The sequence below is a fragment of the Paenibacillus durus ATCC 35681 genome (assembly GCF_000993825.1).
In the GTDB taxonomy this organism is placed as follows: domain Bacteria; phylum Bacillota; class Bacilli; order Paenibacillales; family Paenibacillaceae; genus Paenibacillus_AQ; species Paenibacillus_AQ durus_B.
Genome location: NZ_CP011114.1, coordinates 5026335 through 5038390, shown reverse-complemented (window position 1 = coordinate 5038390; position 12056 = coordinate 5026335). Strand labels below are relative to the sequence as shown.

Below are 12056 nucleotides of genomic sequence, written 5' to 3'. Positions count from 1 at the left end.
CTTTGCTGGTACTACCCAAAATTAGTCATGAAATTTCATGTTGCTGAGCCGTTCCACGTTTTTAGGATCGTGAAGAGATAAGATTAAGCTCTCTTTGGTATCTAACGCAGCAATCTTCCCCATATCTTCCTCACTTAATTCAAAGTTAAAGATATTGAAGTTTTCGATGATTCTTTCCTTATGAACGGACTTTGGAATCGCAACAATTCCTCTTTGTATCAACCAACGTAAAGCCACTTGGGCCACAGATTTATGATGTTTTTCAGCTATTGAACCCAATACTTCATTTTTGAAGATGTTATTTTTTCCTTCAGCAAACGGCCCCCATGACTCAATCTGAACATGGTGATCCTTCATAAATTGAGCATTTTCTGCTTGTTGTGTAAAAACATGCGTTTCAACCTGGTTTACGGCAGGAACGATTTCATGATGAACGATTAGATCCATCAAGCGGTCATTTAGAAAGTTACTTACGCCGATTGCCCTGATTTTACCCTCATGATATAATTCCTCCATCGCACGCCATGAACCATGGACATCGCCAAACGGCATATGAATGAGATACAGATCCAGATAATCCAGTTGCAGTTTTTTCAGTGATGTTTCGAATGCTATCTTTGCACTCTTATAACCTGCATCCTGAATCCAAAGCTTTGTTGTAACAAATATCTCCTCTCTAGGCACGCCACTCCGCTTGATGGCACGGCCGACTGCTTCTTCATTTTCATAAACAGCAGCGGTATCAACCAAGCGGTAACCTTCCATTAGGGCGTTATAAACCGATTCTTCGCATACATCTTCATCATCAATTTGATAAACCCCAAATCCGAGTATCGGCATCTCAACACCATTGTTCAGCGTAACATTTTGCATGCTAAATCCCCCCTCTTTTTCAATTTATATCCAATCCCCTATATCGTACATGCTGACTGTGGCGACAGCCTTGATTCGTCTATCAACTTGCGCTGCACTATCCCAAAACTACCGCTACCACACATACCGATTACACCAATTCGATTCCTATCTAAAAATGGACGCGTACCAACCGATTTCCTTGTTACCTTATCGCTTAACTCAAAATTTAGGTTGACATATTAAATAACATCCTTTCATGGTAAATATAAACCACGATTGATGTTTTCTCGACATCTGTATATAATTTATATTACAAATATAAACAAAGCAAGGCAGATAAATCGCTAATTTAATCAGTTTCGTTGTTTAAACAACAAATCAACAAAAATTGTCGACTTTTTCAAGAAAGGTATGGTGTTAAAACAATGGCAAAAGTGGATAGAAGAATAGTTAGAACTCAAGAAGCAATAAAAAAAGCATTTCTTGAATTGATGGGAGAAAAAAATTTTGACAACATTACCATTCAGGATATTTCTGACAGGGCAAATATTAACCGTGCAACTGTTTATCTTCATTACTTGGATAAATTCGATCTGTTGGATAAGATCATGGAAGAACATATCAATAACATGAGTAATCTTTGTGAGTCGGAAGCTGAAATGGATTGGATCGAATCGACTGTGCACTGTATGGAATATCTGGAAAATAACTATTTGTTTTTTTCGACAATGTTGGCGAGTGAAGGAGCTGCGTATTTTCGGAGCCGGTTTGTTCAACATAATATCGAAGAGTACAAAAAAGATGTGGATGTAACAAAAGGCAAAAATCTAGGTCAAAGCGAAGATATAGTTGTCGAATTTGTTGCAAATGCTTATGTAGGTGTAGTGGAATGGTGGCTAAAAAATGGGATGCCTTATCCACCACGGGAAATGGCAGAAAAAGTAGGGGAACTTTTAGAAAGGAACTTATAATTTTTTCCGCCATTCGCCGGGCGGAAAGAGCCCGGCCTCTCCTAATTGTTGATAAAACGCTTAGCTGCGCTTGTCTAATGACGAGGGTAGCTGCCGGCGGCGTGCCTGTGCGGATGGAGTCTTTTTACGTCTCTCCCGTTATGGCTTCGGCGTCCGAGTGTAACCTTTCCGCTTGTGAAAAGAAAGTGACCGGTAGGTGCGGGCGTACTTTGCCGCTGTGGCTGCGGAAATTTGCGAGCCGCTCATATTCAGGCTTTTGTTGCGGGCTTTCTTTAGGATCATCCCCCCGGGGTCCTTGGCATACAGGTAGTTGCCGTAGGTTTCGAACTCGGAGAACCCAAACTGCCGGGAGCGGTTGATGCTGCGCAGGATGGCGGAATACCATGAAGTCCCGTGTCTGGCCTCGATCTCCCGTTTCATCCGGGCAAGCCGGCTGCGCTCAAACAGCATGTAATGGGTTACAAAAGAGGAAGGGCGGACCGGCTTTTTACCCATCAGCTTTCGGTAGGTCACAAAGTATTCCGGCTGGCTCCAGTTCCGGCAGTAGAATACCGTCTTGCCGCTCAAGCGGAACCGGTGCGGCGCGATCAGGACCGTATCGGCGTCAATGACCAAAAAATAATCCGCCGTACACAGCTTGTCGCCGCCCATCTTCAGCAGCTGCTGAAACAGCCAGCCCGAGCGCTCCCAGGTACGCGAGCGGTAGTGAATATCCTTCTTGGTGATGGGCAGCACCGTATTTTCATCGACAAAGGTGCAGCCTTTCCTGCGGCAAAAATCGAGGATACGCGGCTTGCGGGGAGCAACGATCATAATGCTGCGGATCGGATGCCTAACATGCTTCCTTACAGCGTCAACCACATGCGGCAGAGTGGACAGATCCTTCTCAATCGCCGGAATCAGTACATCTATGGCAGGTCCTTCATGGGCTTGGGACATACGCTCATCTCCAGTCGTCTATTTACTCTAGCGTATGAACGATGGCGATGAAGGGTATGGGCGTAAAAGCGGCTGTCAGCCGCTTTACCAGAGCAGCAGGCCCGCTGCAAGCGTCAGCAGGCCGACCACGGCGGCAAAGAGGCTGACCAGCGGCAGCGCTGCGGTTCTTGCAAGTCGCACCGCAGCCAGGTTGAATCCGCTGTGCAGCGGAATCAGCAGCGCCGCCGACCACGGGGTACGGGCGATAATCAGCGCGGCTCCGATATGAAAGGCCGAAGCCCAGATCCGCTCCAGGATGCCCCACAGCGGACTTGCCTGCAAATTGCCCTGCGCCTGGAGGATTTGTTTCGCCTGCATGGCCTTCTCATCGGTCCGTTTGATCAGCGATACGATAATGATCACGTTAACGATGACGAGCAGCACTTCAATGGCCGCCCAGCCTTGGCCGAGCGACAGCGCCTGCGGGAATGAAGCGGCAAGGAGGGAGAGCAGCGCGAGCCTCACGCCTTCCTCCAGCACGCCGGAGCTTCCGCCGACGATCAGCTTGGCCCGCTCCTGCGGCCAACCCCGAACAAGCGCGGCAAGCGGCCCCCGCAGGAATAACGCCACAAGCCAGCCAAGCGCCCCCAGCCCGAATATAGCCCACTCTATGGCGTAGCCCGCCGTACTGAACACAGCCCCGTACATGACCGGCACCAGAATGTACAGCGGCACATATTTCAGTGTTCTTTCCGATACTCCCGCAAACGGGTCCTTTTCAGCTGTACTCATGACTTCCATCTCTCCTGCTTCTGTTCTAATATTCATTGCTCTTTCTCCCCCTCCCCTTCATTCACGCCTTCAGATGAACCGGAGAGCGCTCCGGGAATGACGATCGTGGAGATCATCCGCCGCCTGCGTCCGCTTCCGGCTTCGTTCCCGGCAAATTTCTGCATGGACTCTCTCATTTCCGTCAACAGCTGCGCATATTCGTCGTCGGTTAAATGAAGCTGCACCTGGCGCATGGAGAAACCATCCTTTTTCAAGTCGTATTTCTCCTGCTGCAAATACGCGCTGAAGTCGCCGGCAAGCGACGAGACGAATTTTTGAAAAAGCGCCATATGCTCGCCCGCCGATTGCTCCGTCGTATCGGAGGGCGTGGCGTCTTCGCCCCCCTGGGACAAGTAATATACTTTCTCCACCGCGCCGCGCACCTTGTTCTCTTCGGCAACCTCAAGCACGCCGGCCTTCAGCAGCTTGTTCAGATGCCGGTACATGGTTGCCTGCGGAATATCCTTAAGCTCATGAAGAAGCTGCTGCGTTGTACGCCGCCTTCCATTCAGCAGCGCCTGGATGATGCGCATCCGAATCGGGTGCAGAATCAGATCAGCCTTCGACTCTGGCATAATCTCACCTCGTTAATATTATCATTATCGATAATGATAATATTAATCGCGCTTAAAATCAACCTTCCTGACCCGGTTATTTGATCATAGCCCCCTCCGTCTTCGCGTATACATCGTATAGCAGAATAATACGGCGGCCCGCGTGCTGCCTCTTTTTTCAATCGGATTATTAATGATACGGAAAGGCGGGATGAGGCTATGCAGTATTATATTGAAACGGAACCGGGCGTCAAGCTGTTCGTGGAGGATATCGGCAGCGGAGCGCCGGTCGTCTTGGTACACGGTTGGCCGCTGAATCATGAAATGTATGAATACCAGGTGACGCATCTTCCCAAATACGGCTATCGCTGTATTTCGATTGATCTTCGCGGTTTCGGCAAATCCGACCGGCCCTGGGAAGGCTACACCTATGACCGGATGGCCGACGATATCCGGGTGGTGCTGGACACACTTCGCCTGGAAGGTGTACGGCTGGTCGGCTTCTCCATGGGCGGCGCTATCGTCCTGCACTACACGGCCCGGCACCGGGGCTGCCGCCTGTCGCAACTGCTTCTGCTCGCGGCGGCGGCGCCCCGGTTTGCCCGCGGTGAGGGGTACCCGTACGGGATGCCGGTATCGGCCATAGATCAATTGATCGCGGGGATTTATACCGACCGTCCGCAGACGATTGCCTCGTTTGGGGAGATGTTTTTTGCCAAGCCGGTGTCACCCGCCTTTCGCGATTGGTTCCAATCGATAAACCTAACTGCCTCCAATCACGGAACCGCCTATGGCGCACTGATGCTGCGGGACGAGGATTTACGCGCCGATCTTCCCCGGATTCAGGTGCCTACCACAATTTTCCACGGCCTTCTCGACCAGATTTGTCCCTACGATTTGGCCCGGCTGATGCATCAGGGGATTCGGGGCTCGCAGTTGCTGACCTTTGAACAAAGCGGGCATGCCGTGTTCTATGACGAACTGGAGCTGTTCAATCAACGACTGCTTCAAGTTCTGGGAGGAAGATAGCCGACTTTCCCTTAAGATGGTATAGTGTAGGTTGGCAAAAATGGAATTCGAACGTTAGGTGAAGGTGACACTCATTATGGACAAACTGCTGTTTCATCCTGTTCCGAAGGGAGCCTCCGGAACCCGCGTGCCGCAGGCAGCGGCGGCTTCCGCCAAGACGAGCCGGGAGCTGGTGCGCGGAGATGAGCCGGACGCCGGTTATTTCCAGACGCTGGAGCAGGAAGGCATTCTGTTGAACGCTTCGCAGATCGCGGCGGTCCGGCATGGCGACGGCCCGCTGCTGACGCTGGCGGGGGCCGGGTCCGGCAAGACGAGCGTATTGGTATGCCGGACCGGCTATTTACTGTCCGTTCGCCGCGTTCCTCCCGGATGCCTTCTGCTGCTGACGTTCTCCAGCAGGGCGGCGGCAGAAATGCGGGAGCGGATCGGCAGGCTCCCGGGAATCAGCGGGCGGGATATTTCGGGGCTGCAGGCCCGCACGTTTCATTCTTTTTTTCTGTATTTTCTGCGAAGACAGGGGGCAAGCCAGGAGATATTCCACGATACGCGCCGCCAGCATATTCTGCTTAAAGCGATCATGCGCGAGCTGGACCTGCCCAAAGACGCGTATCCGCCGGAAAGCCTGCTCTCTCTTCTCTCCTCCTGCAAAATGAACATGGGCGGCGTAGACACCCTTCCCCAGCTTACGAATGCGGATAAGGAAATCAAGGAAATTCTGAAGCGCTACGAGCAGTGGAAGCAGGATAATGGCAAAATCGATTTCGACGACGTGCTGCTGCATGCCTACCGGATGCTGCAGGAACGGCCGGAGCTGCTTGCGGAGCTGCAAAGAAAATACAAATATATTATGGTTGATGAATTTCAGGATACGAATATGCTGCAGTATGAGCTGATCCGCATGATCGCCCGTCCCCTGAACAATCTGATGGTGGTGGGCGACGACGATCAGACGATCTACTCGTTTAACGGGGCGAGGAGCGAGTTCATTCTGGAGTTCGAGAAGCTGTACCCGGATGCCAAGGTCATTACGCTTGACATCAACTACCGTTCCGGGCCCGCCATCATCGGCCTTGGCAACGGGATTATCAAAGGCAATACGCAGCGACGTTCCAAGACGCTGCGGGCGGCGGCGCAAGGCGGCCTCCAGCCCCGGTATCTTCGCCCTTACACCGCCGACGAGGAAGCCGAAGCCATCGTGGAGTACATCGCTTCCGCCGTGGAGCAAGGCGCACGGAGCTACGGCGATTTCGCCGTGCTGTACCGGGCATCCAGCAGCAGCCGCGCCGTGCTGGAGCGGCTGCTGCTGCGAGATGTTCCCTATGTCGATTACGGCGAAGGGCAGCTGCTGTACGAGCATTGGCTCATTTCGCCGGTCATCAGCCACTTGCGGCTGACCGTGAACCGGCGCGATTTTGCCGCCATTGAGGACATGCTGCCCACGCTCTATGTGAGCCGGGAACAGGGAATGGCACATATCCACCGGATGGAAGCGGTTCAGCCGAAGCGGGGGCCGCTGATCCATCTGCTGAGCCTGCCGGGGCTGGCGGAATTCCGTCAAGCTGCCATTCGGGAGCGGCTGGACATGCTCCGGCATCTGCGGGAGCTTACGCCGCTTCAGGCGATCCGGCAGATCCGCAGCCGGTTCTACGATCTATTCATTTTGGCGGACGAGCGCCATCAGGCGACGCTGCACCGGGAGACGCTGAAGGAAATGCTGGACGAGCTGGAGCTGTCGGCGGGACGCTTCGGCAGCATCCCTCTTTTTCTTGATTTTCTGGACGAGATAACGTCAAGGAACGAGCAGCACCGGTCTCCCGGCGGTACAGAGCAGGAGGACCGCGTTGCCCTGATGACGATTCATAAGTCCAAAGGGCTCGAATTCCCCGTCGTCATGCTGCTCGGCGCGTCCGAGGGCATCCTGCCGCACAGCTCGGCGCTGGAAGCGGGCCGCCTGAAGGACCGCCAGACGGCGGAAGGCGGCGGAGAAGCGCTCGCGCTGCTGGAGGAGGAGCGCCGCCTGGCGTATGTGGCGGTCACCCGCGCCAAGGAAGAGCTCTTCATCAGCTCGCCCGCGATGCACCGGGGGAGGAAGGCCCCGGTCTCCCGCTTTATGCTGGCGGCGTTCGGCGTCGGCGCACGCGATGCGCGGCAAGGAGCGCAGCCCGGCGGCGGGAGCGCAGCCGGGCCTGGTAGCGGCCCCGGCGGCAAGGGCGGCCGCGCGGCATACGCCGGCGCCGCGCGCGGAGGCGGCGCGCGGCAAGGAGCGCTGCCCGGCGGCGGGAACGCAGCCGGGCCTGGCAGCGGCGCCGGCGGCAGGGGCGGCCGCGCGGCATACGCTGGTGCCGCGCGCGGAGGCGGCGCGGGCAGCGGATATAGCGCTGCCCGCGATGAGCGCACTGGCGCCGGCACAGGCGGCGCCGGCAGCTTCGGCGGCCTCCGCCGCTCGGACGGCGCAGCCGATGCAGCCGCCCCCTCCGGCCGCACGCGCACGGTCGCGGTCTGGAGCTGCCCGGCCGCTGCTTGCCCGGGCTGGATGCGCGTCAAGACAGGCGGCGCCGAGGACCACCTGGCGCACAAGCCCTGCCCGCTGTGCGGCTCGCCGATGGAGAGGGGCACCCGGGATGTCCCGGTGTAGACCGACGGCATCCGGTCTGGACCATCGCCATCCGGTACGTACCGCCAACCATCACTTCCCCTGTGTAGACCGGCGTCAAACGGAATTCCTCCCTTTTATTTCTGGGCAATTGTAGCTTTACCGGTTACGAAAAGGATTTTCTCCACTTTAATAGGGCGTTTCCCTCTGTTTTCAGCAAAATCACAAGAATAAGAGTGAGGAATTCCAGCTTAATTAAAAAACAAGCCTTTATCCCATGAATAACCGGGAGAAATTCCGGCTTATTCATTAGATGATATCGCAAGCAGCGCCCCAGGACGCAAAAATCTCCAGCCGCATCCGTTTAAGGGATACAGCTGGAGATTTTCATATTACCGCAGCCTTGGCCGCCGGTTCTCTTTAGCGCAGATCGCCGCGCCCAGAGGCTCAGACCCAGCTGGTTCCGGCACTGATTGCCACGGCGGTTCTGGCACATGATATCCGTTGCCCTTACCATAGGTTACCATTGCAAAAGGTGACCCGGCGCCGCTGACCGTCCGGCTGAGCCCGGGCGCATCCTCAGGTCCAGGCCCATAGAAAGCCGTCCCGGTCCCAGGCGATCCGTCCGCCGTGCAGCTTGCGGAACGCCTTTTTGACTTCCTTCGACAGCGAGGCGTTGCCGTTCTCGTTCACAAAGACGAACTGCTCGCCGAAATTTCTTTTTACATAATCAATTGCGTCGGTCTGGTACAGGGTTCCCGTAAAACGAATCTCCTTCACCATCCACTCCGCCACATCCTGGGCTGTCGCTTCCACTGGGGTCCTCTTTTCTGGTGGCTTATATAAAATGAACTTGAGATTTTCCCATTCGGGTATCACTCGTAACTGCGAGGAATGTTTGGACTTCCGGCCGCTGCCCATCCCCAGATTTCTTGATTATACCGCCCTAAGTGGATGAAATCCCGAGACAGCTTATGCTTTCGAACCGAGCTTTCCTTCGGAAAGCTTTCGGGTGGTCGCTATCGCTCCTTCAGTTCCAAACTTCCCCTTCGTTACTCCTTACCCTGATGTTATTTTTTCAAGTTCATCTTATATAGTATGTCTATCTTATCAGATTCATCAGCCAAAGAAACAGCATAATGACGCAAACGGTCGTGCTCAGCGCGACAAAAGCGTTAAAAAAGTTCAGTGACGAGCCCTTACGGGACTCCTCGGCAATCCTTGCGCTTCTTCCTCGGTACTCCTGCGGAGCGTCCTCCCGGCGGGTGGCTTCCTCCCAATCGGGATCTTCTTTGGCATTCAGGTTATCGGGGAACACAAGCATACCTTCCCTTCGTTTCCTTTTTCCAAAGAATTATACCAGGTTTTTCTAAATTTGTAACGTGTACTTGTCCCTATTTATGTCCTTGTCCGTCCTATCTGAAATTGTCTATCCCCGTCGAACCGCCGATCCGGCCACACCGTAACGGTACAGCACCAGCGTGATGAAGGCGAGCGGCGGGTTAAAAATGAATGAATTCTAATAGGTCAAATAACGGCTTTGCGTCGATACCCGGCTCTGTTTCCTTTCAGGACCGCCCGGGGCGGGAACATCGTCATGCTGCTTGGCAAGCTCCAGAATGGCTTCCGAGAACCCTTCGAGATTGCCGATGACTTTCTCGAACGCCCGGTTCTGGGCGGTCAGCTCCTCCTGTTCGAAGCCTTCGAACAGAAGCGTGATACACCGCGAACCGACGCTGCGGTTGCGCTCGAACATGGCCCGCCCCTTATCCGTAATGCTCAGCAGCACCGTTCTGCGGTCTCCCTCCTTGCGCCGCCGGACAGTATACCCGGCCGCATCCAGCTTGTCACACAGCGCGGTGATCGCTCCTGATGTGAGATCCAACTGCTCCGCCAAATCGCTGAGACGCTGCTCGCCCTCGCGGATGATTTTATGCAGAATCATCATGCCCGGCAGCGCGATGCCCTCAATGTTAATCCGGTCCCGCTCCTTCATGAACCTTCTGACCATCTTGCGGAACAACCAGTCGGCTTCCTCCAGCACATCCCAATCCATTTTTTCCATAGACTCTGCTCCTTAAATTCGCCGCAAGGCGTCAAAAAAGGCCCCCGGAGCGCGCCCATCAGTAGGGTGACGCTTCGGGAGCCTTTGGCGATCCAATCGGCTCGAAGTATTATCTCACTGTTCATTTATTCAGCGTTAAAAGGTTATAAACGAATCATAAACCTATTAATCTTACCTGTCAAGTATGGATTAAAAAGGATTTTTAAGGTTATTTTAAATTTCCCTTAATGCTGCTGTCAGATTGGGCGGTTACAATAAGAATAACTCCTGCTGGAAGCCTGGCCCAAAGAAGCCGCCGAGCCGCTTAACCTTCAGCTTTTTCGCGATTGATGAATCTTTTGCTCTGCCAAACACGTATACGAGCTATGAAATGAGGGACAAAATTATGAATATCAAACGGAATATCAAACGGGTGATGATTGTCGGTTCAATGATCGTAGCGATATCATTTGGAGGAAATACATGGGGAAGCAGTACAGTGAACGCCAGTCCGGTCGCCAAGCTTTCCTTATCCGCCGCGTCAACGGACCGTGATAATTTGCTGGAGGCTTTGAAGCAGCCTTCCGGCGAGGATCTGTACTATTCCTTGTACGAAGGCAAGTCGCTTGCCAAAGTCGCCTCGGAGAATAGTGCGGACGTTCAGCAGGTCATCGACCTGCAGACAAAGCAGCTTACCCGGCAACTAGATCAGCGCCTTGCTTCCGGAGGCATTACACTAGAGCAGTATAAGGCTTACATGGCGGAAGTGCCGGATATTATCCGGAGCAGCGTGTACAGTCTCTAAATCCGCCCGGCCTCCGAGTTCGCTAAGAACGCAGCACAGACTCTTTAAGCGATTGGCTCTACTGAGGCGAAAATCCCCAAAAGGACGGCTTGCGGCCCCTTTTGGGGATTCTTCTCGTTATAAAGAAATCTTCCCGCGCCAGCTTAAGGTTAACGGGGAGCTTCTTAACAGGAGCCTAAAATGCCCGAAGGACAAGGTTCGTTTCGTCTTGGTTCCGATTTTACCGCTGTTTCTCCAATTGCTCTTCCGGAAGCTCGCCCTCAGGCTTTGCCCGCCGGATCTCCAGAATATCCAGCACGAATACAAAGATCGGGATGCCCAGAATGAGTCCCCATACGCCGAGATAATGCTCGGAGAACAGCAGCACAATGAATGTGTAGAACATCGGCAGATTCATTTTGGATGACATCAGCTTCGGATTCAGGAAATAGCCCTCAATAAAATGCAGCACGGCGATCATCGCCAGCACGTAAATGACCATCATCAGCCCGCCGATGTTGTAGCCGATGATGCAGAGCGGAATGAGCGAGATGAGAAAGCCCGCCACCGGAATGAGGCTGAGCAGGAAGATCATAACCCCAAGCGCAAATAAATACGGGAACCCGAGAATGATCAGCCCAATGACCGTAAAAGCGGTATTAAACATGGCAATCAGAATCTGCGCCTCGATGACTTTGCCGAAAGACAACGTAAACTTGTTGCCGAAATACTCCAGTTCATTATAGAACCAGGCAACCTTGCTCTGCTTCATCCGCGACGTGAACGCGACAATCCGGTTCTTCTCCAGAATGAAGACGAAGCTGAGAATAATGGCCAGAACGAACCTCGTGCCCCAGTTGCCGATCGTCGTGATGTAATTGAGGCCGCTCTGCATGTATTCTTCATAATTCAGATCCTTGACGGTACTGAATAAATATTGAACAATATCGTTCTGCGGAATATTTTCCGGGGTCAACGAAGTGAGGAAATTGGTCAGCTGTTTGACCTGAACAAATATTTTGGGCAAATAATGCACCAGCGCGAGCACCAGTGTCGAAATCATCGCCAGATAAAGAATGATGATGATAACCTTGCTGTTAACCCGTATGTATTTGCCGATCCTCTTAGACAGCAGCACCTGAAAGCTGTTCATGATATAAGCGATCAGAAAGGTCAGCAGCACCAAGTTGAGCATATCCCTGATTCCGTACAGCAACAAGATTACCAGCAGCAAAACTCCAAACCTGCGCACAGTCAAATCCGCAAAAAAGTGCTTAAATAATTCCATTGTCTCTCTCCATTCACCTGCATTTGACACTGAGTATAGTCTACCTTAACAAAAACAATGAACGCAACCGGCGAATAACGGCCAACGCGCCCATTACACCTTATGAACAGCTTATACGGCCTAATCGGTTTCATGTTTCATGATTATCGGATGATTACGCTCCAGTCGGCGCTTTCCCCGGACGGTCAG

General features: G+C 53.1%; 12 protein-coding genes. 4 read left to right on the top strand and 8 right to left on the bottom strand.

What is annotated here, in order from left to right; genetic code table 11:
• Positions 1 to 21: 21 nt before the first annotated feature.
• Complete coding sequence (locus tag VK70_RS23560) at positions 22 to 873, bottom strand: aldo/keto reductase (RefSeq protein WP_025699309.1); 852 nt, start codon at positions 871 to 873, stop codon at positions 22 to 24.
• Between the two features lie 407 nt (positions 874 to 1280).
• Between VK70_RS23560 and VK70_RS23555 the strand changes: the two genes are divergently transcribed.
• On the top strand, positions 1281 to 1826 hold the full coding sequence (locus tag VK70_RS23555) for a TetR-like C-terminal domain-containing protein (RefSeq protein ID WP_025699307.1): 546 nt from the start codon (positions 1281 to 1283) through the stop codon (positions 1824 to 1826).
• 138 nt (positions 1827 to 1964) lie between these two features.
• On the opposite strand, the gene VK70_RS23550 is transcribed toward VK70_RS23555, so the two are convergent.
• The 3 genes from VK70_RS23550 to VK70_RS23540 form a co-directional block, all read right to left on the bottom strand.
• Complete coding sequence (locus VK70_RS23550) at positions 1965 to 2765, bottom strand: DUF6492 family protein (RefSeq protein WP_025699305.1); 801 nt, start codon at positions 2763 to 2765, stop codon at positions 1965 to 1967.
• A gap of 84 nt (positions 2766 to 2849) precedes the next feature.
• The gene (locus VK70_RS23545) at positions 2850 to 3572 is read right to left on the bottom strand and encodes a YhfC family glutamic-type intramembrane protease (RefSeq protein ID WP_025699303.1); all 723 of its coding nucleotides are present in this window, start codon (positions 3570 to 3572) and stop codon (positions 2850 to 2852) included.
• Positions 3569 to 4150, bottom strand: coding sequence for a helix-turn-helix domain-containing protein (locus VK70_RS23540; RefSeq protein ID WP_025699302.1), 582 nt, complete (start codon positions 4148 to 4150; stop codon positions 3569 to 3571). Before VK70_RS23540 ends, VK70_RS23545 begins: the two co-directional genes overlap by 4 nt.
• A 198-nt stretch (positions 4151 to 4348) precedes the next feature.
• Here VK70_RS23540 and VK70_RS23535 point away from each other — a divergent pair, with 198 nt between their 5' ends.
• On the top strand, positions 4349 to 5158 hold the full coding sequence (locus tag VK70_RS23535) for an alpha/beta fold hydrolase (RefSeq protein WP_025699300.1): 810 nt from the start codon (positions 4349 to 4351) through the stop codon (positions 5156 to 5158).
• A 76-nt stretch (positions 5159 to 5234) separates the two neighbouring features.
• Positions 5235 to 7793 carry a UvrD-helicase domain-containing protein gene (locus tag VK70_RS23530; protein WP_082210256.1) on the top strand — a complete coding sequence of 853 codons (2559 nt, stop codon included), beginning with the start codon at positions 5235 to 5237 and terminating at the stop codon, positions 7791 to 7793.
• A 537-nt stretch (positions 7794 to 8330) separates the two neighbouring features.
• Here VK70_RS23530 and VK70_RS23525 read toward each other — a convergent pair.
• The 3 genes from VK70_RS23525 to VK70_RS23515 all read right to left on the bottom strand — a co-directional run bounded on the left by VK70_RS23525 (position 8331) and on the right by VK70_RS23515 (position 9816).
• The gene (locus VK70_RS23525; protein WP_025693967.1) at positions 8331 to 8567 is read right to left on the bottom strand and encodes a DUF6953 family protein; all 237 of its coding nucleotides are present in this window, start codon (positions 8565 to 8567) and stop codon (positions 8331 to 8333) included.
• Between the two features lie 286 nt (positions 8568 to 8853).
• Positions 8854 to 9069, bottom strand: a complete 216-nt coding sequence (locus VK70_RS23520; protein WP_144415295.1) for a hypothetical protein — start codon at positions 9067 to 9069, stop codon at positions 8854 to 8856.
• Between the two features lie 201 nt (positions 9070 to 9270).
• Positions 9271 to 9816: a MarR family winged helix-turn-helix transcriptional regulator gene (locus VK70_RS23515; RefSeq protein WP_025694333.1), complete on the bottom strand. Its 546-nt coding sequence runs from the start codon at positions 9814 to 9816 to the stop codon at positions 9271 to 9273.
• A gap of 385 nt (positions 9817 to 10201) precedes the next feature.
• Here VK70_RS23515 and VK70_RS23510 point away from each other — a divergent pair, with 385 nt between their 5' ends.
• Positions 10202 to 10600, top strand: a complete 399-nt coding sequence (locus tag VK70_RS23510) for a hypothetical protein (protein ID WP_036638716.1) — start codon at positions 10202 to 10204, stop codon at positions 10598 to 10600.
• A 220-nt stretch (positions 10601 to 10820) separates the two neighbouring features.
• Here the strand turns inward: VK70_RS23510 and VK70_RS23505 are convergent, their stop codons facing one another.
• Positions 10821 to 11867: an AI-2E family transporter gene (locus VK70_RS23505; RefSeq protein WP_025694331.1), complete on the bottom strand. Its 1047-nt coding sequence runs from the start codon at positions 11865 to 11867 to the stop codon at positions 10821 to 10823.
• Between the last annotated feature and the right edge of the window lie 189 nt (positions 11868 to 12056).

What these genes read in the sequence shown, in the direction of transcription:
- VK70_RS23545 (WP_025699303.1), bottom strand. Translation starts at nt 3,572, where the DNA reads ATGAATATTAGAACAGAAGCAGGAGAGATGGAAGTCATGAGTACAGCT.
- VK70_RS23535 (WP_025699300.1), top strand. Translation starts at nt 4,349, where the DNA reads ATGCAGTATTATATTGAAACGGAACCGGGCGTCAAGCTGTTCGTGGAG.
- VK70_RS23505 (WP_025694331.1), bottom strand. Translation starts at nt 11,867, where the DNA reads ATGGAATTATTTAAGCACTTTTTTGCGGATTTGACTGTGCGCAGGTTT.
- VK70_RS23550 (WP_025699305.1), bottom strand. Translation starts at nt 2,765, where the DNA reads ATGTCCCAAGCCCATGAAGGACCTGCCATAGATGTACTGATTCCGGCG.
- VK70_RS23555 (WP_025699307.1), top strand. Translation starts at nt 1,281, where the DNA reads ATGGCAAAAGTGGATAGAAGAATAGTTAGAACTCAAGAAGCAATAAAA.
- VK70_RS23510 (WP_036638716.1), top strand. Translation starts at nt 10,202, where the DNA reads ATGAATATCAAACGGAATATCAAACGGGTGATGATTGTCGGTTCAATG.
- VK70_RS23515 (WP_025694333.1), bottom strand. Translation starts at nt 9,816, where the DNA reads ATGGAAAAAATGGATTGGGATGTGCTGGAGGAAGCCGACTGGTTGTTC.
- VK70_RS23540 (WP_025699302.1), bottom strand. Translation starts at nt 4,150, where the DNA reads ATGCCAGAGTCGAAGGCTGATCTGATTCTGCACCCGATTCGGATGCGC.
- VK70_RS23530 (WP_082210256.1), top strand. Translation starts at nt 5,235, where the DNA reads ATGGACAAACTGCTGTTTCATCCTGTTCCGAAGGGAGCCTCCGGAACC.
- VK70_RS23560 (WP_025699309.1), bottom strand. Translation starts at nt 873, where the DNA reads ATGCAAAATGTTACGCTGAACAATGGTGTTGAGATGCCGATACTCGGA.